At 50.6% G+C, this 20,974-nt stretch carries 15 protein-coding genes and 2 pseudogenes; 7 read left to right on the forward strand and 10 right to left on the reverse strand.

Going from position 1 to position 20,974, the window contains the following annotated elements:
- Positions 1-120 precede the first annotated feature (120 nt).
- Entirely contained in the window at positions 121-1,026 is a 906-nt protein-coding gene (gene crn3 / locus HCG48_RS17800) for a CRISPR-associated ring nuclease Crn3/Csx3 (protein ID WP_168570348.1), read from the reverse strand.
- A 74-nt stretch (positions 1,027-1,100) separates the two neighbouring features.
- Here crn3 and HCG48_RS17805 point away from each other — a divergent pair, with 74 nt between their 5' ends.
- Entirely contained in the window at positions 1,101-2,552 is a 1,452-nt protein-coding gene (locus tag HCG48_RS17805; RefSeq protein ID WP_246259613.1) for a TIGR03985 family CRISPR-associated protein, read from the forward strand.
- Positions 2,553-2,629: 77 nt separating this feature from the next.
- Positions 2,630-3,799: a CRISPR-associated endoribonuclease Cas6 gene (gene cas6 / locus HCG48_RS17810; RefSeq protein ID WP_168570350.1), complete on the forward strand. Its 1,170-nt coding sequence runs from the start codon at positions 2,630-2,632 to the stop codon at positions 3,797-3,799.
- A gap of 393 nt (positions 3,800-4,192) precedes the next feature.
- On the opposite strand, the gene HCG48_RS17815 is transcribed toward cas6, so the two are convergent.
- Complete coding sequence (locus HCG48_RS17815) at positions 4,193-4,729, reverse strand: P-loop NTPase family protein (RefSeq protein WP_168570351.1); 537 nt, start codon at positions 4,727-4,729, stop codon at positions 4,193-4,195.
- 568 nt (positions 4,730-5,297) lie between these two features.
- Between HCG48_RS17815 and iscB the strand changes: the two are divergent.
- The 4 genes and pseudogenes from iscB to bchB all read left to right on the forward strand — a co-directional run.
- Positions 5,298-5,861 (forward strand): annotated as a pseudogene (gene iscB, locus HCG48_RS17820) (RNA-guided endonuclease IscB); the annotation flags it as partial.
- A gap of 169 nt (positions 5,862-6,030) precedes the next feature.
- Positions 6,031-6,594 carry an adenylate kinase gene (locus tag HCG48_RS17825; RefSeq protein WP_168570353.1) on the forward strand — a complete coding sequence of 188 codons (564 nt, stop codon included), beginning with the start codon at positions 6,031-6,033 and terminating at the stop codon, positions 6,592-6,594.
- Between the two features lie 69 nt (positions 6,595-6,663).
- Positions 6,664-7,383, forward strand: a complete 720-nt coding sequence (gene rph / locus HCG48_RS17830; RefSeq protein ID WP_168570354.1) for a ribonuclease PH — start codon at positions 6,664-6,666, stop codon at positions 7,381-7,383.
- A 543-nt stretch (positions 7,384-7,926) separates the two neighbouring features.
- Positions 7,927-9,453, forward strand: coding sequence for a ferredoxin:protochlorophyllide reductase (ATP-dependent) subunit B (gene bchB, locus HCG48_RS17835; protein ID WP_168570355.1), 1,527 nt, complete (start codon positions 7,927-7,929; stop codon positions 9,451-9,453).
- A 303-nt stretch (positions 9,454-9,756) separates the two neighbouring features.
- Here bchB and HCG48_RS17840 read toward each other — a convergent pair whose 3' ends face one another.
- From HCG48_RS17840 to HCG48_RS17870, 8 genes and pseudogenes are all read right to left on the reverse strand, one after another.
- Positions 9,757-10,221 (reverse strand): gamma-glutamylcyclotransferase family protein, encoded by a 465-nt coding sequence (locus HCG48_RS17840; protein ID WP_168570356.1) that lies wholly within the window; start codon positions 10,219-10,221, stop codon positions 9,757-9,759.
- 125 nt (positions 10,222-10,346) lie between these two features.
- Complete coding sequence (locus HCG48_RS26910) at positions 10,347-10,514, reverse strand: hypothetical protein (protein WP_375339317.1); 168 nt, start codon at positions 10,512-10,514, stop codon at positions 10,347-10,349.
- Between the two features lie 51 nt (positions 10,515-10,565).
- Positions 10,566-11,328: pseudogene (locus HCG48_RS17845) on the reverse strand (IS630 family transposase); the annotation flags it as partial.
- A 136-nt stretch (positions 11,329-11,464) separates the two neighbouring features.
- On the reverse strand, positions 11,465-12,271 hold the full coding sequence (locus HCG48_RS17850; protein ID WP_168570357.1) for a class I SAM-dependent methyltransferase: 807 nt from the start codon (positions 12,269-12,271) through the stop codon (positions 11,465-11,467).
- A 63-nt stretch (positions 12,272-12,334) separates the two neighbouring features.
- Positions 12,335-13,531 carry an ISAs1 family transposase gene (locus HCG48_RS17855; RefSeq protein ID WP_168570358.1) on the reverse strand — a complete coding sequence of 399 codons (1,197 nt, stop codon included), beginning with the start codon at positions 13,529-13,531 and terminating at the stop codon, positions 12,335-12,337.
- Positions 13,532-13,943: 412 nt separating this feature from the next.
- Complete coding sequence (locus HCG48_RS17860) at positions 13,944-14,513, reverse strand: pentapeptide repeat-containing protein (RefSeq protein WP_168570359.1); 570 nt, start codon at positions 14,511-14,513, stop codon at positions 13,944-13,946.
- Positions 14,514-14,638: 125 nt separating this feature from the next.
- Positions 14,639-16,453 (reverse strand): proline--tRNA ligase, encoded by a 1,815-nt coding sequence (gene proS, locus HCG48_RS17865; protein ID WP_168570360.1) that lies wholly within the window; start codon positions 16,451-16,453, stop codon positions 14,639-14,641.
- Positions 16,454-16,662: 209 nt separating this feature from the next.
- Positions 16,663-20,241, reverse strand: coding sequence for a PAS domain S-box protein (locus HCG48_RS17870; protein ID WP_210437075.1), 3,579 nt, complete (start codon positions 20,239-20,241; stop codon positions 16,663-16,665).
- A 490-nt stretch (positions 20,242-20,731) separates the two neighbouring features.
- Here HCG48_RS17870 and HCG48_RS17875 point away from each other — a divergent pair, with 490 nt between their 5' ends.
- Complete coding sequence (locus tag HCG48_RS17875; RefSeq protein ID WP_168570362.1) at positions 20,732-20,947, forward strand: hypothetical protein; 216 nt, start codon at positions 20,732-20,734, stop codon at positions 20,945-20,947.
- Positions 20,948-20,974 lie beyond the last annotated feature (27 nt).

Below are 20,974 nucleotides of genomic sequence, written 5' to 3' on the forward strand. Positions count from 1 at the left end.
GGTATCCGGATTACATGATAATAGAGGTTTCAGAAATCGAGGACTCAATATTGTGTAGCCTAGGCTACATTTTCGATCGCCTACCCAGAAGACCCATGAATGGTTGATGTTTGTTCGAGGTTACTTGTTCAACAAACCTTTAATCCTCTCCATCAATCCCTCGGGAATCGGTCGAGATTGGCCGCGAATCCACGGGCCACAGGTCATTTCGATAAACGGTTGTTGCTGGTGGACGATTTCGACCTCCTCCAAAGAGCTATGAATCACTGCGACTGGGGTTAAATTTCCACGATCGCGGCAAAACTCGTGCCAGTCATCCACCGCATCCCGTTGGGAACTAATAATCAAATAGTGAGTACATGCCTCCAAAATCGGCTGTTTTTCCGGCTGAACCATGCCGCCGACATCCACGATCGTCAGTGCTTTTTGACGTCGGAGTTCGAGGATCGCACGGGCGTGATAGGGAAAAAAGCGATCGCTCAACCCCCCCTTATTCGTCGCTTTAAACCCTTCTGCATCGAGATCCGGGGGCAATTCTAGAGTATAGTTGCCTTCCCCGTCCCAATTTGCTCTTTGCAAATATATATTTGAGTTTACCTCAATTAGGCTCTGAAATAACCGATGAGAAAAAACACTTTTACCACTATCTGGCGGACCGACTACCATCAGTGCCGGATTTAAAGTATCGGTCACTTGACCCAACTGGAGAATTTGACCGACCCGAACCCCTTTAGTGTGAGTGGCGACGACGATCGCACCAATACGCGGATCGTTGCAAGCGACCCAAGCGGTGGGATGGAGTTCGTGAATTAAGTACCCGTATAACCAGATCGGTCCGCGCCCGTCGATCGCCACGCCAACCCGGGTATCGATGCCGGGCGGCAATTCGATCGCCCCGAGATCCTCGGGACTGACGAGGCGATCGGGTCGGGTCAGTTCGATCGCCAACACTTGATAGTCCAATCCCTCACGGGTGCGACCCCGACTGAGTTTGAACTGCACGCCCCGGTTTGTAGTCTGTGCCATCGCGATTTGTACTCCTGCATTTAATTTCATTCCCTGTTATTATAACGATGACATGGAAAAGGGGTCTTCTAAAAGTGACTCAAACCCTTACACTGCAACCGACTACAGAAGTTTTACAAGGACTCGCCACCGGACAGTTAGGCACTCGCTTGCTGCGGGCCGTGCGACTGTGGGTGTTGCTCGATCGCCTCTACGGACAACAACCGAACTGGTCCGAATCGCTCCCGAACAAATTCCACTATCGGGACGTGCGCGATCGCCTGTTCGCCCTCACCCACGGCAAAAGCGACGCCAGCACTGCCCAAGAACTGACGGCGCAATGCAGCGATCGCCGTTGTATCTGCCACCGCACCACCCGCGAATTAATCTTTGCTCCCCAATGGAACCTCTCCGAATCGGTCTGGGAAAGCGAAACCCAATATCAAAGCGGACTCAGCGCCCAAGAACTCGACGAACTGCTCGAAAATCGCCCTTTTGCCACCGTACATCGCTCGATTCGCGACGATTTAAAGCAACTGGCTCATTTAGGCTGGCTCAAACACGTCCATCGCGGCAAATTTGAATGTGTCTCCCCGGAACAGTGGCCCCAACTCGCCCCCGTCGTCAACAGCGAGGAAGAACAAACCCTGTTAAACCCGAGCCAAATTCGCCAATTGCTCCCGATTCTCGAATCGGTGTCCTTCGTGCAGCCCAACCTCGAAATTATTATCGAAAAATTGTGGGAAAACCTGGCATCCAACGCGCCTCCCACCTTAGCGATGCCCGACGAAGATCGCATTTTTATCCACCTCGACTATATCCTTTCCGCAGCAACCCAAGACCGGGTAGATACGTACCAAGAACAACTCGAACGACTGTGGCAAACGCCATCGTCCGGGGTAGTCCGTTTCGACTACAATCTGGCCGACGGGGACACGGTGGCGATCGTCACCTATCCCGTCTGCCTGCACTACGTGCGTCGGGCAAAATATCTGAGCGCTTACGGACTCGATCCCGACGGCGTTCTCAACTGGCATAACTACCGCCTCGATCGCATCGCCAGCGATCGCCTCACGATTCTCCCCTGGGGCGACCCGCAAATCCCGCGCAAGTTAAAACTACTGCGCCGCACCGGAGAACTGCCCAACGCCGCCACCATTCGCCGGGAGTTAAGCGTCGCTTGGGGGTTCAATTTTTACTTACCGCGCCAGTTATTACTGATGAGATTTCCCCGCGCTTTTGCCCGTCGTTATGTAGACGATACCTTGCGCCATCAGACTTTCGAGGCGATCGCCCATTCCCAACTACCCGAGTTAATCCGTCGGGAACTCAAAGACCCCGGGGAACGAGAACGGACGTTACAACTGATCGATCGCCGCTCCCCCAAAGACGCCTACTATCGCGCCTGGATTCGCGAGGGCGATATCAACGTGTTGATGCGCTTGCGCGATTGGCGACCGAATGGCGAAGTGATTTTACCGCTTTCCCTGCGAGAACAAATGGCGCGCGAAGCCCGACAAGAGTTAACCTATTATCAACAAGATTAATCGATCGCCATCCTTACCATTGTATCCACCCTCTCTAACCCACCGCCCGACGCCGAACTCCAACCTCGATCGCGTTCATGACTTCTAGTTCTTCTCCTCGCAAACGACGCCGACCGACTCGAAAATTAGCGCTCCACTGGCCCGACGAAACGGAATTAGTGGGAGTGCAGTTCAACCTCAAACCCGTCAGTTCCGACGCCCTGTTTCCGCAATACGCGATCGCCCTGCACGCTTGGTTTCTGGCGCAAGTGAGATCGTTTAACCCGACCCTCTCCGCCCGACTGCACGACGATCCCTCGGAAAAAGCCTTTACCGTTTCCGCCTTAGACGGTCCGTTTCAAGCGGGAGAACGACAGTTACACCTGATTCCCGAACAGACCTATCGCTGGTATGTTACCGGGCTGTCTCACTCCGTGACTCGCTTCCTGCACGTTTGGCTCGATCGCCTCCCCGGGCGCGTCGAAATTAACAAAGCCCCGCTTAAAATCGACAGTACCGAACTATTTCTCGCCCCCACCACCTATCGAGAACTGCTCGAATCGGTCAGTTTGCCCGGACGGGGCGTTAAATTGACCTTCCTTTCACCCACCAGTTTTCGCCGCAAGGGATATCACTTCCCCCTCCCCGTTCCTTATAACTTGTTTCATTCTTACCTGCGTCGTTGGAACGATTTTTCCGGCATTCCGGTGGAATCCGACCCCTTTTTAAACTGGGTCGATTCCGAAGTGCTGATTCGCCGTCACCGGATCGAATCGGTGAAAGTGCCGGGGGGTAAGCGAGGCAGCGTTACCGGATTTACCGGGGCGATCGATTTGGGGTTGGCGAAACGCAACGAGCCCGAAGAGTTCGCCCGCTTATTTTATACTTTAAGTGCGCTGGCGCCTTACTGTGGCACGGGACATAAAACGACCTTCGGTTTGGGGCAGACGCGATCGGGATGGTTGTTAGAAGAAGAGGAACAACCGATAACGACCCCGGTCGAAGAACGACTCGCCCAACGAATCGCCAATTTGACCGACGTGTTTATGGCCCAACGCCAGCGCTTGGGGAAGGTTCGCGTGGAGCAGATCGAGAAGACGGCGCGCACTCGGGCGACGATTTTAGCGCGCCGAGAAACGGGGGAATCGTTACAGGCGATCGCGCGAGATTTAGAGTTACCTTACGAAACGGTGAAAACTTACGCGAAGTTGGCGCGGCGAGCTTTGCGCGAAAGTGAGGGGGAGGAGGAAGAAGGCGGCGATGAGTGATGGCGAGGGGCGATTCTCCTGGGGAGACGCCGAGGGATCTCCCAAATGATTTAGGATTGCTATAGAGTTGTCGTCGATTAAAATGTCGATTGAAATTTATGCTGTTAGCCGAACTTCCTGTTTCTAACGGATTCATTTTCCAGGTTGCGTTTACGTTAGTCGTCGCTGGAGTTTTTATCTGGCAAGCGATCCGCGCTTGGCAAGAAGTCAAACGCTAGGAAGCACCCGGATGTCGAGGCGATCGCGTCGCCAAAAAAGCATTCGGTTAAACTGAGGGGTGAGTCGCAAATCGGATTTAGGGTTTCGATGGAGGGAGAGGCGATCGCCACGAGGGACCTACAGCCTGGGGACTTGCCCCTTTTGCCTTGAGCCTCCCCACTTCCCACCCGCTCTCTAAGGTCGGTGACTGCGGCGAATTTCGGTAATCTGATCCGCGAGGTCTAAAAGACTTTGAGGCATTTCCGGCCCGGTTAAAATCACATCCACATGACCCGGGCGTTTTTGCAAACAATCGCAAACCTCTTGTTCGGGGATCAAACCAAAATTGATCGCCAAACTTAACTCGTCCAAGACCACGAGGGAATATTCCCCGGCGAGTAAAATTTTCTGGGTGTAGTCCCACAACTGGCGCAAGGATCGAGCTTCGATCTCGTCTAACTCCGGGGTATCGATGCAGCGAGGCAGATCGCAGCGAATCCATTCTAAATTTTGACCGAGTTTGACGGGATGCTCCTGACCTTGACCGATCCCGCCTTTGAGGAACTGAACCACTAAAACTTTCGTTCCCTGTCCGGCAATTTGCAGCGCTTGAGCCATCACGTTGGTGAAAAAGCTGCGGTGGCTGCCTGTAAAGACTTGGATCAGTCCTTCCACGGTGTAGGGAAAACGGCAAGGCTTATCGAGAACCGAGGTTTCAAGCTGTGCAACCATAAGGCGACGTCGTAAATCAGTATTTGGATCTTGATGGTAGATCTACTTAAAGCAAAAGTGGCAGATCTGGCAACATAAGCAAACAATATGTAGTGTACTGTATTGGAAATGTTGTGGAAGATAACACTAGATGTACAAATTTATGCTATGGCGATCGCCCGGGCCTGCCGTCGCTTCTCAGATTGCAGATTCGATTTGGCCGCATCCGGAACCTAGAGTAGAATGAGCTAGTCTGGGGCGATCGCCTGAAATCAAACCACTATCGAGACCACATATTGAAAGAATTGCGAACATCGTCTTTGGGTGCGATCGCGTGTCAGCACCCCACACGCTCAGTGATGCGGCTTCACGCCTCACCTTCAGTAGGGGCGTTTCGCGAAACGCCCCTACCCAGCCTAAGTCTTAACTGACTCCATTTTTAAGGTCATGACACCTACGAATACTTTCCAGTTTGTAGCTCGGTCGCTAACGATTCAACAACTTTACGAGGGGTAAGGTCGTCTCGTTAGCCGAACAAGCCTCAAAAACATGGCCGAGGAAAACATTACCCGTTTTACGGAGACCTTCAATGTCCAACCTTGTATTGGTTATTGATACGAACAAGCGACCCTTAGATCCAGTACACCCGGGAACCGCGCGTCACCTCCTCAATACAGGAAAAGCTGCGGTGTTTCGCCGCTATCCATTCACCATCATCCTCAAACAAGCGCATCCTGATGCTCCCGTACAAGACCTAGAACTCAAACTAGATCCGGGTTCCAAAACTACAGGCATTGCAATTAACCAAGGCAACCCAATCATTTGTGGAGCCGAATTGCCACATCGCGGACAACCAATCAAGGAATCGCTGCTGTCCCGTCGTCAATCGCGACGAAGCAGGAGAAATGGCCAAACTCGCGATCGCCAAGCACGATTTCTCAATCGGACTCGTCCTCAAAGCTGGCTGACCCCGTCATTACAGCATCGAGTAGACACCGTTCTGACCTGGGTCAACCGACTGGGTAAGCTTGCCCCTATTAATAGCATTGCTCGGGAATTAGTCAGGTTTGACCTGCAACGGCTCCAAAATCCTCAAATCTCAGCAGTCGAGTCCCAGCAAGGGGAATTGCACGGCTACGAAGTTCGAGAATATTCGCCCTACCTGGGGCGGGTTTGGTGCCGTGCGTCAGGCAATTTTGATATTGTGACCCAATCGGGAAGAGTGGCAGGGATTAATCACAAACACTGTCAACCTATTCACAAAAAGGATGGCTATGCTTATGGGTTCTGAAGACTGTGGGCGGTCAAAGCCGCTTGAGTGGGTGAGATTGGTCATTCTCGGCGGGCCAGGAGCAGGTAAAGGAACCCAAGCTCAGTTGTTATGCCGTCACTTGGACATTCCGTGGATTGCGACGGGAGAAATTTTCCGTTCGGCGATCGCCGAGCAAAGCGAGTTGGGGCGCCAAGCTCAGCCCTATCTCGAAAAAGGCGAACTCGTCCCCGATCCGACGACGATCGAGCTGATCCGGCAGCGCCTTTTAAAGCCGGACGCGCTCAAGGGTTGGTTACTCGACGGCTACCCGCGCACCGCCTTCCAAGCGGAAGAACTCGATTTTTTACTCGACCAATCCGGACAGCGTGTCGATTGGGCGATTTGGTTGAAATTGTCGGAATCGGTGTTGATGCAGCGCTGTCTCAATCGCGAAGCGAGTCGCAGCGACGACGCGCCGGAAATTGTCCGCCGTCGGATCGAACTGTTCGAGGAACGCACGATCCCGATTTTGGAATATTACGACTATCGCGATCGCCTCGTCACCGTTGACGGCGATCGCTCTCCACAAGAGGTTCACCAAGAAATTTTAGGCCGGATTGCCCCTCAATCTTGAGGAGCGCGCGATCGCGCCATCGGTTCCCCACTCCTCCCACTCGTCAACCTTCACAGCTCGATCTCAATTATGAATTGGCAGCGTCCCGACGGTCGAAAATCCGATCGCCTGCGTCCGATTACCTTTGAAAAAGATTTCACCCGCTTCGCCACCAGTTCCGTGCTGACGCGCTGCGGCGATACCCAAGTGTTATGTACGGTCAGCATCCAAGACGGCGTCCCCAAATTTTTAGAAGGGAAGGGACAAGGGTGGTTGACCGCCGAATATCGAATGCTTCCCGGCGCCACCCCCCAACGCCAAACCCGCGAACTGATGAAACTGTCCGGACGCACTCAAGAAATTCAGCGTTTGATCGGGCGAAGTTTGCGCGCCGCTCTCGATTTGGAAGCCCTCGGCGAACGCACGGCGATCGTCGATGCCGACGTTTTGCAAGCGGACGCCGGAACCCGCACCACGGCGATTACAGGCGGTTTTGTCGCCCTGGCGATGGCGATGGATAAATTAGTCGCCGCCGGAGCGTTGGCGCGATCGCCGATCCGCCATCAAATCGCCGCGATCTCCGTCGGTTTATTACACGGCGAACCTTATCTCGATTTGAACTACACCGAAGATGTCGCCGCCGAGATCGACTGCAACATCGTCATGAACGATCGCCTGGAGATCGTCGAATTGCAAGGAACCGCCGAAGAAGGCAGTTTTAGCCGCGCCCAGCTCGATCGCATTTTGGATGTCGCCGAAAAGGGAATGCAAGAATTATTTGTGGCCCAACGGGCGGCTTTAGAAGGTTAGATCGCCGACCCATCCCTTGTTTATTTTTTCCGATCGTTACCAGGAGGGACGAATTTTCGCCCCTCCCCTCTTTGGCCCGCGATTGCATAAAAATCATCGGTTTTCAACTTCAAAACATTAAAAAACATTAAAAATAAACAATAATTTTAAATTAAGTTTTAATAAAAACAATTGAAAATTTACTTCACTTCAATTCACAATTACCCTGAACTCAAAGACCGCAAGGCAGGGCGCGATCGCCCGTTCTACACCTGGTTTAGGTATTTTTTCGTGAGTATTTTAACTGATTCCCTCGCCAAAAAGTGCCGCCAGAAACCGCGATCGCCCGCACAGTTTCCCTTCGCCATCGAAAGCCTAAACCGTAGAATTAGCCCACCCAAAAATTAAGATTATTTGCACAAAACAATTAAAAAGTTGTTTTAGTTTTACCCTAGAAATCGCGATTCGGATAACACCTCCGACGCCAAACCCAACTCACCCCCAGGCCGAGTTCGATCCACCTCAGAAATCCACCCAAAAAATCCACACAAGGGAGAATACCGTATGAAATTGGCTTACTGGATGTATGCAGGTCCCGCGCATATTGGCACCCTTCGCATTGCCAGTTCCTTCAAAAACGTTCACGCGATCATGCACGCCCCCCTCGGCGACGACTACTTCAACGTCATGCGATCGATGTTAGAACGGGAACGGGACTTTACCCCAGTAACGGCTAGTATCGTCGATCGCAACGTCCTCGCGCGCGGTTCTCAAGAAAAAGTCGTCGATAACATCGTCCGTAAAGATAAAGAAGAACGACCGGATCTGATCGTTCTCACCCCGACTTGCACCTCCAGCATCCTGCAAGAAGACCTCGCCAACTTCGTCGAACGCGCCCAACTCGAAGCTACAGGCGACGTCATGCTTGCCGACGTCAACCATTATCGCGTCAACGAACTGCAAGCCGCCGATCGCACCCTCGGTCAAATCGTCCGCTACTACCTCGAAAAAGCCAAGAAAAAAGGCGAACTTCCCGAAGGTAAAAGCGAAAAACCCTCGGTCAACATCATCGGGATGACCACCCTCGGTTTCCACAACAACCACGACACCACCGAACTCAAGCGCCTGATGGCCGATCTCGGCATCGAAATTAACGAAATTATTCCCGAAGGGGCCTGCGTTCACAACCTCAAAAACCTCACCCGCGCCTGGTTTAACCTCGTTCCCTATCGCGAAATTGGTCTCATCGCGGCGCGCTATCTCGAAGAAGAATTTTCGATGCCCTACATCGACATCACCCCGATGGGAATCGTCGAAACCGCGCGCTGCCTCCGCAAAATCCAGCAAGTCATCAATCAGCAAGGCGGTAACGTCGATTACGAAGAGTACATCGACAATCAAACCCGGTTTGTCTCTCAAGCCGCCTGGTTCTCTCGGTCGATTGACTGTCAGAACCTCACGGGTAAAAAAGCCGTCGTCTTCGGTGACAGTACCCACGCCGTCGCGATTACCAAAATTCTCGCCCGCGAAATGGGGATTAACGTCGTCTTAGCGGGAACCTACTGCAAATACGATGCCGACTGGTTCCGCGAACAAGTAAGCGAATATTGCGACGAAATTCTGATTAGCGACGATAATGGAGCGATTGGAGATGCGATCGCCCGTCTCGAACCCTCGGCAATCTTCGGAACCCAAATGGAACGCCATGTCGGGAAGCGCTTGAATATTCCCTGCGGCGTGATTGCGGCCCCGATTCACATTCAAAACTTCCCCGTCGGTTACAAACCGTTTGTCGGTTATGAAGGTGCGAATCAAATTGTCGATTTGATTTACAACTCCTTCACCTTGGGAATGGAAGATCACTTACTCGAAATTTTCGGCGGTCACGATACCAAAGAAGCGATTCACAAGGGGATTTCTGCCGATTCCGATCTGAACTGGACCAAAGATGCTCAAGCGGAATTAAATAAAGTTCCCGGTTTTGTGCGCGGTAAAGTCAAGCGCAATACGGAGAAATTCGCCCGCGAACGAGGCATGGATGAGATTACCCTCGAAGTGATGTATGCCGCCAAAGAAGCGGTCGGCGCCTGATTGGTTCTGAAGATTTGGTTGATTTTTCTACAAGTTGATTTCTCGTGGCATCGGCGATCGATGCCATTTTTTTGTCCTGTTTTTGAAGAAGGTATTATACTATTTTTCTAAACAGTAGATGCAGATGGATCGCCTGTAAGGACACGGCAGTGCCGTGTCCTTACCCTCGATCTCTCTCATTATTTTTGAAAATATTCGGTATTAGAGACTTGTTATCAAGAAAATATAAAAAAAATCTAGTAGGGATTTGGTTGCCAAACCCCTACTTCGGCACCATCGAAAGATTGAGAGGATATTTCCCATTTAGTTTACCGATGACTCAGTTTTTCCCAAACGGGCGATCGCCCGAATATAGTCTTCCGGTAAACTGCAAGCTTGAGCGCCGCGAACAACGTAATTGAGATAGTCAGAACTGGGGGTTTTTCCTTCTAAAATAAACTCGGGATTGGCTCGATACACGTAAGCAGAAATTTCCCGGCGATCGTCGAGAAATAACTGAGTGGAGAGGCGATCGTAATGAATGGGAAATCCTTCACAGCGATCGATCGCCGCTAAATCTTCCCGATTAAGTTCGATAACAATTCCCCAAACACTTCGATGTTGATGGGGAAAAATATTGGCGGCAACTCCATATTTGAAAGACCGCTTATTAAACCGTAGTTCTCGCTGGGGTAATCGCGCGCGTTTAAAGGTTCCATCCCAAGAAGGCGCGCGCAATTTCAACCGTTGCGGATCCAGATTTGAACCGTAAGCAAATACTCGATTCATGGCGATTTTTTTTGGATGAATCAACAAGCAAAAATGTCAGATTTGAATTCAGGAAAAATATTTGTATCTGAGTAACTCTTTTGAAGATAAGTAGTGCGAGAAAAAAGAGGTATGTATGTAAAGTATTATGAAGAAGATCGTAGATTGACATATTCTACTTGATGTCCATTACGCTCTCCTCGGGCTTCGAGTCCCATGGTTACGCAATATGCTAATTCTGATTCCGATTCAAATATCTGACCCGATAGTTCCTCTCGTTTGAGATGCTCCCATTCTAACTCGATTGGATTCATTTCTGAGCAGTAAGGAGGTAAAAAGAATAAGTAAAGCCCTAGTTGCTCCTATTCAGGTTGTTTCTCTTTCACCACCTTACTGGTATGAATTGAGCCATTATCCAAGACGATAACGCGGATCCGACCTGTTTGTTGATAAATCTCTGCTGCTTTTTGAGCTTGTTGATTCATCAACTCTATAAAGTCCTTACTTGAATAACTCCCTAGCACCACACTACAAACAAAACTGACTAACGGTTACCATAAGCCCATGATATTTAAACGTTTCCCCCGCTTTTTCGTTTGTTCTTGTCGTTTTTGTTATCCTCTAAAGTAGTAGCTGTAGCTTGAGGGACTCTACATATAGCATCCTGATTCATCCCCATACAGTAGGTCGATTTCCCCGGCTGCTGCTAATTCCAGTATTTCTAGATCGTTCTGCTTCCTTTGCCTTTGTACAGGGTCTTATTTTTGTTGATGACTTATTCTTGTCCGTTTCCAGATCGCCCCGCTTTTTTGAGTAACTGACAATTTTACTTGTCGTTTTCTGCTTAATTGTTCTGCTAGTTGAGCACTGTTATAGCTTCTCTCTTCTTCTCTGAGCTTCTCCTCTAGATACTCTATGTCCTCTTCTTGCCACTTTCTTCGCCTTCCTCTTCATGGTGCTTCCCATAACCCCCCTAATCCCTTCTTTTCCCAGTTTGATAGCGTCTTTCTTACGGTTTCGCTATACAATATAAGTAACTTGCTATTTTTTCTACATACGAACCCTTGCTACTCAAACGCATTTGGCTCGGTGTTTTACTCGTTGACTGACTGTTGTTACACTTCGCAGTTCCTATAACGTTCTCTCTTCTTCTTTGTTCAAAAACACTCTCATTCTTGCTCCCATCTCTTGTCTCCTTTTGTATTGACTTTTCTTAAAAAATATCCTTTTTTTGATCCTATCCTACTTGCCAGAAAACAAAAACCTACTTAAATTGCCACACCGCTAAACTGGCTGAATTTAATGGATTAATTCCAAAAATATCTTCTGAGTAATGGATGATTTCAATATCATTCCTATTTTTTAGTAAAGAAAATAAATTTCTGTTATAATCATTAAGCTCTATATAACGATTTCTTAAACATCCGACTAAAGTGTGTCTACTTGGCAAAAAACTAGGTTCTATATTTATTACTGTGACAATATTGTTTTTTACACTAGATAAGCCTTCAATAAAGCATTCTGCATTAGGAATCTGTTCTACACTATGAACTGTTAAAATTGTACTGCTTGGTTTAATTATTTGATAATCATTGGAGTCATAATAATTAAATGGAATAACGTTCAAGTTAAGTTTTTTGCCAAGTTCTACAGCATTCTTTGAATATTCTCCACCATATACCAAAGAAACTGTGTTTTTTAAGTATGATAAATTATAACCATAGCCGCAGCCCAGTTCGCATAAAGTATCCGAGCTATACTTTTTTACAGTATGAGTAATTAATGAATAAAAAATGGAACGAGCCATAAATAACTTAGTTTTAAAAAGATTTTCTTCAAAAGAAATGAAAAAATCATCGCCATCATCAAATCCGCCGCGTTTAAATTCTTCTTGTTTATATGCTTCTATACAATCGCCGTTATAGTCTGCCAATTGACCATATTTTACTCGATTGTACTCGGCTTCAATCTGTCCTATGTTTCGGGTTCTAGAAAAGTCTTCTAATCCTATCAATCTTTTAGTCCAAGGATTATTTTCTGATAAATATTCATTCCAGTTGGTAGGTTTCATTCAAGCGATCTCCTTTATATTTATTAAGTTCTTGCTACTTTAAGCAGGGTAAGAGCATCTCAATCAGGCTTGACAAAAGGCTTTGAGAACAGTGGTCATGTAGTCGTTATTCATCGCGGCTCGTTTCTGTTTTTGTCGCAAACTGCGCCGAAGAGTGGTTTCTTGACGAAGAACATTCAAAGTCCAGCGCCGGAGTAAAGATAAATTGTGAGGAGTATGACCGGAACGAATCCGACAGTAATCTTCATTAAAAGTTACATCTAAAGCCCAATGAACTTGGTTCTCAATTCCCCAGTTCTGTCGAATAATCTTGCCTAGAAGGGAAGCATTAGCTGGAGGAGAAGACAGATAAAACTGAACTTCCCGAGTTGTTTTATTCGAGAAATGACGAATTCGTTCGACCACGACAATTGTTTGAAGTCCGCACCATTGTTCTTGATGATGAAGATGGGTAAATTGGGAAATGGGAATCGCCCAAACTCGTCGTTTCTCAACCCGATGATGTCCTTTTTCAAGGCGTTGTTCGTAGCTCACTTCACTGGGGTTGCTCGGAGATTTTCTTAAGGATTCAAACTCTTCTTCAATTTGGGTGTAAAGGGTGGAATGATTCTTTTTTAAGGCGAGGACATAATCAGCTTTTTGGGCTTGAATTTGTTGAACAATTTTAACTTGAGTCCCTAGAGCATCAATCGTGACGACAGCTCCTTGAAGATCTAATAACTTTAACAAAGTGGGAATTGCCGGAATTTCGTTGGACTTATCCTGCACCTTGACTTTTCCTAAAATTAGTTGTTGTTTCCCCGGCCAAACGGTCAGTAAACTTAACGCTTTAATCCCCTTTTCTCGGTCATAAGAGCCTCGCAGACATTTCCCATCTATCGAGACTACTTCTCCCACTAAAGACCTCATAATACTTTGAAGCCATCGGGCTAATATTCGCTCTAACTCCAGGGGGTTTATCCGTTCAAAAACTCGCCGAAACGTATCATCAGAAGGAATGCCATTGGGTAAGGCTAAGAATTCTTTTAACCAAACATATTTGCTAAGCCCGTAATTTTCCATGTCTTCCCATCCTTCCGCACCCGCAATAACGGCTAAAATCCCGATCGCTAAAATATTTTTCAATAAATGTTTTTGAGGTTGGTGTGAGCGAGGGTCTTTAATTTCTTCCACATAACTCAATAAATTGTCTTGTACTTCAGAGATAGAGGGGATGGATTGAAATTGACTCCCGGTCTTTTTGTTTTTCGCTTCAACCATGGGGGAAAAACCTTTAGCATATAATCTTGAATTCAAAACACTCTCAATTTCGATGCATCTCGATCTTAACCAAATTTATTTAATCCAGTCTTATGGACATTTTGTTGCTTTTGTCAAGTGAATTGGCTACAAAATTAGATGAGCTTACCCTGGTTGTTGCACTTCGCAGTTCCCATAACGTTCTCTCTTCTTCTTTGTTCAAAAACACTCTCATTCTTGCTCCCATCTCTTGTCTCCTTTTTTTCTTGACTTTTCTTAATATAAATTCTTGTTTTTATCCTGTCCTACTTAGCACTTTTAAAGATAATCGTTTTTTGCCAGACGAAAGTTTAACGATAAAATCTTGAGCAAGATCTCCAAAGGTCATCGAAATCCTCCCTCAAATCCGGCTATCGATAGCCGGATTTGAGTCTTATTCGTGCGGCGTCCCGTCGGGAAGGGTGGCGCCTTGCAAGTTTGCCCCGGTGAGATCGGCGTCTCGGATGTCGGCTTCGTGCAAGTTGGCGCGCACTAGGGAGGTGCTGTACCACTGGCTTTCGCGTAAGTCGGCTTTGTGCAAGTTGGCACCATTGAGACAGGCATTGCGCAAGTCAGTTTCGCACAATGAGGCTTCGCTGAGATCCGCATCCCATAAGGTGGCTTCGCGCAGGTCGGCTTCGTGGAGGTCGGCGCCTTTGAGGATAGCACCGGATAAGTCGGTGCGGAATAAGTCGGCTTCGCGCAAGGAGGCGCCGCTCAAGTCGGCGTTGCGTAAGTCGGATCCGGTTAAGGAAATGCCGTTCATTAAGGCGCCGCTTAAGTTGGCGCTTTGCAAGTTGACGCCGCGCAGGTCTGCCCCGGTGAGGGAGGCGCGGGTCAAGCAGGCATTTTTTAAGGAGGCTTTGTAAAGGCTGAGGTCGGCTAAGTTCGCTCCGGTGAGATCGATTCCGTTAAAATCCCGATCGCCTCGGGCGTAGCGATCGCGCAATTCGTTGACATCCATAAGTACGATTCCAGGCTGCAAAGGATCGCCGCTATTCTAAGACCGATCTCGGCGACACCCAAGTTCATGCGATCGCATGTTGATTTAGCTGGAGGTGAAAAGCGGGCAAACTGCCCGCCTCGGGATTACTTCGATGGCGCGATCGCCTCGTCAACCCACTGTTTGACCGTCCGGGCTACATCTTCGATCGCCAGTTCCTGAGAAGCTTTAGAGCAGCGATCGACCACTTCCACCTTCCCATTTTTCAGCGATCGCCCGGTGACGATCCGGTAGGGAATCCCGACGAGATCGGCATCTTTAAACTTGACTCCGGCCCGTTCCGGGCGATCGTCTAACAACGTTTCCACGCCCAATTCGTTCAATTCCCGGTAGAGGCGATCGGCCACTTGGACTTGTTGCTCGTCGGAAACATTGGGCATTACGATCAGCGCGTGATACGGCGCGATCGCCACGGGCCAAACGATCCCATCTTTATCGTAAGACTGCTCGACCGCAGACTGAGCCAACCGGGACACGCCGATCCCGTAACACCCCATCACTAACGGCAGATTTTCCCCGTCTTCATTCGTATAGGTCGCGCCCAAGGCTTGGGAATACTTCGTCCCCAACTGGAAGATGTGGCCGACCTCGATCCCCCTCGCACTTTGTAAGATCTGGCCGGGGTCGTGGACCGCGCGATCGCCCGCCGTCGCTTTCTGCACGTCTACTTGCAACTCCGGTAAGGCAAACTCCACCCCCCAATTGGCACCGACCACGTGACAGCCACTCTCATTCGCCCCGGTGACGAAGTTCTTCAGATCCACAGCCGTGCGATCGACCAGACGCAGGAATTTCGGATGCACCTCTTTGCTGGCGGCGATGTAGCTGTCGTCTAAATCCGGGGCGATATAGCCCAAAGGTAACGGTTTCGCCATCAACTTCTGTTGGGCCTCCGGGGAAGGCACTTCCAGGGCTAACACTGCTTTGGCGCCGAAGCGATCGCCCAACTTCGTCAGTTCGTTGGTCAGTTTAACCTCGTTGACATCGCGATCGCCGCGAATGTTCACCAACACCAACGCCACCGTAGCGTTATCGTAAACCACCTGATAGAGGACATTTTTGACCACCTGAGTCGGCGAACAGTTCAGAAACTCGCACAGAGTGGCGATCGTTTCCGTTCCCGGGGTTTCCCGCTTTTCGTAGCGGGCGAACGGCGAAGGTTCCGCATCGGCGCACCGGGAAACTGCCTTTTCCACATTGGCGGCATATTTCCCATCTTCGGTGAACAAGACCTCGTCTTCCCCCGCATCGGCGAGCACCATAAACTCCTGAGACCCGGAACCGCCGATCGCCCCGGAATCCGCCTCGACCGCTCTAAATTCCAAGCCGCAGCGCCGTAAAATATTACGGTAGGCGCGGTCCATATCGGCGTAAGTTTGCTTCAAACTCTCCTCGTCGGCGTGAAACGAGTAGCCATCTTTCATGATGAATTCGCGACCGCGCATCAACCCGAAGCGGGGGCGGATTTCGTCGCGAAACTTCGTTTGCAGTTGGTACAGGTGTAAGGGTAACTGACGGTAGGATCGGATCGAATCGCGGGCGATCGCCGTAATCACTTCCTCGTGGGTCGGTCCGAGGCCCATTTCCCGGTCTTGGCGATCGATCAGGGAAAACATGATCCCTTCCGCCTTCGTGTAAGTTTCCCAGCGTCCCGACTCTTTCCACAACTCCGACGGTTGCAACTGCGGTAACAAGCATTCTTGCGCCCCCGTGGCGTCCATTTCCTCGCGAACGATGCGCGAGACCTTTTGTAAAACCCGCCACATCAAGGGCAAATAAGCATATACCCCACTCGCGATCCGACGGATGTAACCCGCACGCAGCAAGAGTTTGTGACTGGGGATTTCCGCTTCGGCGGGGTCTTCCCGTTGGGTCACCCAGAACATTTGTGACAGTCGCATCGCGTTTTCCTCGAATCTAGAGATTAGGGTATTGATTATCTCAGATTTCGTTTGGCGCATTGACGGGGCGATCGCCGTTGGCGCGCCTCAGTGCAATTGAGTGCAATCGCCAATGAATTCAAGAGGTAGATCGAACTGTTTATAAAAACCGCAACTCTCTCGACCTTTCCATTGTGTTCTGTATGAGTTTTTACATCGACCGACAGTCTCTAAGCCTCCGTCGGTAAATGCAAGGGCAGACGGACGACGAACACCGAACCTTGGCCGAATTCGCTATCACAAGTGATATGACCGCCCATCATCTGACAGTAGCGCTGGCTGATCGCCAATCCCAAACCCGTCCCGCCGAATTTGCGGGTGGTGGAGGCGTCGGCTTGGGCGAAGGCTTGAAAGATGCTGTCGAGTTGTTCCGGACTCATGCCGATCCCGTTATCTTTAACGCTAAAAATCACAAATCCCTCGCGGTCTTCGCCGTCGGGGGCGATCGCCTCTTTCTCGACCGAGAGGGTGATGGTCCCATTTTCGGTAAATTTGGCGGCGTTGCTGAGTAAATTGAGCAAAATTTGGCGGACTTTGGTAATGTCGGCGGTCATCGTAGGGATGACGTCGGGGTCGTATTCGAGTTTGAGGGTATTGTTCTTTTTCTCGACGGCGGGATGAACAGTGCTGAACACTTCGTCGATCAGAACTTCGAGGTCGAATTCTTCCACGTAAAGGGTCATGCGACCCGCTTCGATCTTGGAAATATCGAGAATATCGTTAATTAAGGCGAGCAGATGTTTTCCGGCGGTTTTAATCTTGTCGAGATCGCCGATGAGGTCGTCGTAACCGAGGTCTTCCATTTCTTCGCAGAGGAATTCGCTGTAGCCGATAATCGCGTTGAGAGGGGTGCGCAGTTCGTGACTCATGTTCGCGAGAAACGCACTTTTAGCCCGGTTGGCGGTTTCGGCGGCGGCGAGAGCTTGTTTGAGTTTTTCCTCGGCGTGGACGCGGTGGGAGATGTCGGTACTGGTAAAGCTGAGTCCGACGATTTGACCGGAGGCGTCTTTGATGGCGTCGGCGCGCAGTAAGGTGGGGATGGTGCGATCGCCTCTCGATTTTCCGATCGCTTCCCCACTCCACGATCGCCCCTGGGTGACGGTCTCGAACACGTCTCGGGCGAGTTGGGGGTCTTCATAGAGCAAGTCGTGACCGCCTGCGTCGTTGAGTTGTTCCGGGGTCTCGTACTCGAACAGTTGGCAAAAGGCGGCATTTTGATACAAATAGCGACCGTCACCGTCGGCGATCGCGATCGCGTCGCTGGAACTTTCCACGGCTTTGCGGGTGAGAATCAGTTCCGCTTCCGCTTGTTTGCGGGCGGTGATATCTTCCGCCATCCCGATCGCGAATTGGGGATTCCCGCGCCCGTCGCGTACCAGGGACACGCTCAAGCGCACCCAAATGCGCCGATCTTCGCGACATAGAAAGCGTTTCTCGATCTGATAGTAATCCCTGCGCCCACTGACGATCTCTTTTCTCAGGGCGCTTTCGATCGCGAGATCGTCGGGATCGGTCAGTGCTTCGTTGGTTTTCTCGCGCAACTGCTCGGCACTGTAGCCTAACATTTCTTGCAGGGCCGGGTTGCTGTCGAGAATGCGACCGTCGAGGGCGATCGCCGCAATCCCGATCGCCGCATCTTCAAAAATCGCCCGAAAGCGCTGCTCGCTGGCGCGTAGGGCTTCTTCCGCATGGGCGCGCTCGACAATTTCGACGCGCAACTGTTCGAGACTGCTGCGTAATTCTGCCGTGCGCGCGTTGACCCGCCGTTCCAGGTCGGCGTTGGCTTGGTTGAGCGCCTGTTCCGCGAGTTTGCGTTCGCTGATATCGCGCGAGTTGACCACCAACCCGCCGATCGCACTTTCGTCGAGCAAGTTACAGCCGACGGACTCCATATACAACCACGACCCGTTCGCGTGCTGTTGGCGGTATTCGATTTGCAAGGTCGTGCGGGAATCGGCGCAGAGTTTTTGATAGGCGTGGCGCACGCGATCGCGGTCTTCCGGATGGACGAAAGCGAGGAAATCTCGACCGACCAATTGCGCGACTTTAAAGCCTAAAATACCTTCGACGGAAGGACTGGCGTAGCGGATCGTCCCGTCGGCTTCGAGAATGGCGATCGCGTCGGAACTGTTTTGAATCAGCGATCGCCATTTTGCCTCACTTTGGGTAACTGCCGCTTCCGCTTCTTTGCGATCGGTAATGTCCATCACCAAGCCATCCCACAGAATATCGCCGTTGTCGTGTTTCTCCGGGCGCGAGGCAAATTGCAACCACTTGCATTTTCCCGAAGGCGTGATAAACCGCCCTTCCCACATCCACGGCTGCAAGGTTCGCGCCGATTCCGCCACGGAGTCTTCGTAACTGGGACGGTCTTCGCGATCGATCAGCTCGACGATCGCCTCGGGATGGTTGCGGATCGTTTTCGGCGATAGTTCCAACAAGTCCTGACAACCGAAGGAAATAAACGGATAGCAAATCGAGCCGTCGGTTCGCTTGAGAAATTGATAGATCGCGCCGGGAACGTTCGCCGCCAACTTCTGAAACCGACTCTCACTTTGTTGCAGCGCCGTCACGGCGGCGACCCGTTGGGTGACATCCTGAACTAAGGAAGCCACGCCGATAATCGTGCCGTTCGCATCGACCAAGGGGGTATTGTACCACTCGCACACGATCGTCTTTCCGGACTTAGTGAGATTTTCGTTCGTCGATCGCGTACCGCCTTTTTGTTCGATCAGCTCCTGCAATACGTTGGCGACGAGGGGTTTGGCCTGTTCGGGGACCAACAAATCGAGCGCCTGACGTCCCAACGCTTCCCGGCGGCTGTAGCCGAACATGACTTCCGCCGCCGGATTCCAGTCGGTGACTTCAAAATTCAGATTCCACTCGATCGCCGCCAACGGCGTCCGTTCGACATGAATGGCGAGTTTTTGTTGGGAAGCGCGCAGTGCGGCTTCCGCCTGTTTGCGTTCGGTGATATCCGTCGCCGTCCCCGTCGTCCCGATGACCCGACCCGTTTCGTCGTACACGGCGATCGCGTTGTAAATCAAATAAACCGGGGTTCCGTCGGCCCGTCGGTGTTTGGTTTCGTAGCGCAAACACGGTTCTCCGGCGGTGATTTTCTCAAAAACCTCTAAATCTTTCGGCTGTTGTTCCGGCGGGACTCGTTCTAGGAACGATCGCCCGATCATTTCACTCGGATCGCAACCGTAAATCTCCCGCGCCGCCTGATTGACGAAAGTCCAACGGTATTCTAAATCCACCGACCAGATCAGATCTTTGGACGTTTCGACCAAGGAACGATATTGCCCTTCACTTTGACGCAAAGCCGCTTCAATTTGTTTTTTTTCGGTAATGTCGCGCGCGACAATATAGGTCAGTCCGTCGGGATATTGGGAGCCTTTCCAGGAAAGCCAGCGATAGCTTTCGTCTTGGTGTTGAAAGCGGATTTCAAAGGAGAATTTCGACGGTCCGCGCTCGCTTAACGTCGCTTCGATGGTGGCGCGATCTTCCGGATGGATCGACTCGATCCAGGGACGACCCATTAACTGTTCGTTCGTCCAGCCGAGGATTTTCGTCCACGCCGGATTCAACCGCTTAAAATAGCCGTCCGTTCCCGCAATGGCGAATAAATCCGTGGATAAATTGAAAAAAATCGTCGAAACGAGACGCATCGGATCGGCATCCAATCGCGAGCGATTGAACCCTTCTGGATTTCTCGATGACTCCCCATGTCCGTACATAAACCCCATCCTGGTAGATCTGACTCTTTCACCTATTGGACGCCATCTCGAACCGAGTGAAACTCCCTTGCTCCTGTTGTTGCGCCCTGGTTGTCAATCCTTAAAATTCTTGAGCTGGCAAGGGTGCGGGCTACACCAAAGCGAGCGATCGTTTCCTCGGACGAAAAGAAACTTTTCCGGTGTCTCAATTGTACTTTTGTTTTTATACGGCGCACCCCATCTGTTGCCATCCTAAATCATCCCCCCATTAACTTGTCCATTGGCTCGCGGACAATTTACTTTTTGAGAGGTTTTGTGAAGCGCCCCTTCCTCGTGGGCGCGCTCGCCGATCGCCGCCGGAATCGCGATCGCTCGTTCGCCCAAATCCTCTCATAGCCATACTTACAGCGCGCGCTTCCTCTCGATCGGTACCGCCTCGCCCCCGTCCGTATCTGCCAGTCGAGGGAGCCGAACGGGCAGCAAAGTTTTAAGATTTTACCCCCTTCGTCAACGGCGATAGATGAGAATTTCCTTCCTCCCTTCCCCCCCGATCGTCCGGACACGATTTGCCGGATCTGGGTTCAAAATACTGATTAAAAATTCCGCGATCGAAATCATTTTAGCCGCCACGATCGCCCCGCCGCCAACTCGACAACAAAACGGGCGGTTGCCGTCGGTTTTGACTAAGTTTTTTTACATCCGTACTGTCCGCGAGTTTATTTTGTCAAAATTGTGAGTAGATCTTCGATCGAGACTCAACGTT

The organism is Oxynema aestuarii AP17 (genome assembly GCF_012295525.1).
GTDB classification, from domain to species: domain Bacteria; phylum Cyanobacteriota; class Cyanobacteriia; order Cyanobacteriales; family Laspinemataceae; genus Oxynema; species Oxynema aestuarii.

Bases quoted from the DNA above. Each gene is read 5' to 3' on its own strand.
- crn3 (WP_168570348.1), bottom strand. From the start codon at position 1,026: ATGGCACAGACTACAAACCGGGGCGTGCAGTTCAAACTCAGTCGGGGT.
- rph (WP_168570354.1), top strand. From the start codon at position 6,664: ATGAATTGGCAGCGTCCCGACGGTCGAAAATCCGATCGCCTGCGTCCG.
- HCG48_RS17815 (WP_168570351.1), bottom strand. From the start codon at position 4,729: ATGGTTGCACAGCTTGAAACCTCGGTTCTCGATAAGCCTTGCCGTTTT.
- cas6 (WP_168570350.1), top strand. From the start codon at position 2,630: ATGACTTCTAGTTCTTCTCCTCGCAAACGACGCCGACCGACTCGAAAA.
- HCG48_RS17855 (WP_168570358.1), bottom strand. From the start codon at position 13,531: ATGGTTGAAGCGAAAAACAAAAAGACCGGGAGTCAATTTCAATCCATC.
- HCG48_RS17850 (WP_168570357.1), bottom strand. From the start codon at position 12,271: ATGAAACCTACCAACTGGAATGAATATTTATCAGAAAATAATCCTTGG.
- HCG48_RS26910 (WP_375339317.1), bottom strand. From the start codon at position 10,514: ATGAATCCAATCGAGTTAGAATGGGAGCATCTCAAACGAGAGGAACTA.
- HCG48_RS17840 (WP_168570356.1), bottom strand. From the start codon at position 10,221: ATGAATCGAGTATTTGCTTACGGTTCAAATCTGGATCCGCAACGGTTG.
- HCG48_RS17860 (WP_168570359.1), bottom strand. From the start codon at position 14,513: ATGGATGTCAACGAATTGCGCGATCGCTACGCCCGAGGCGATCGGGAT.
- proS (WP_168570360.1), bottom strand. From the start codon at position 16,453: ATGCGACTGTCACAAATGTTCTGGGTGACCCAACGGGAAGACCCCGCC.
- bchB (WP_168570355.1), top strand. From the start codon at position 7,927: ATGAAATTGGCTTACTGGATGTATGCAGGTCCCGCGCATATTGGCACC.
- HCG48_RS17875 (WP_168570362.1), top strand. From the start codon at position 20,732: ATGAGAATTTCCTTCCTCCCTTCCCCCCCGATCGTCCGGACACGATTT.
- HCG48_RS17870 (WP_210437075.1), bottom strand. From the start codon at position 20,241: ATGGGGTTTATGTACGGACATGGGGAGTCATCGAGAAATCCAGAAGGG.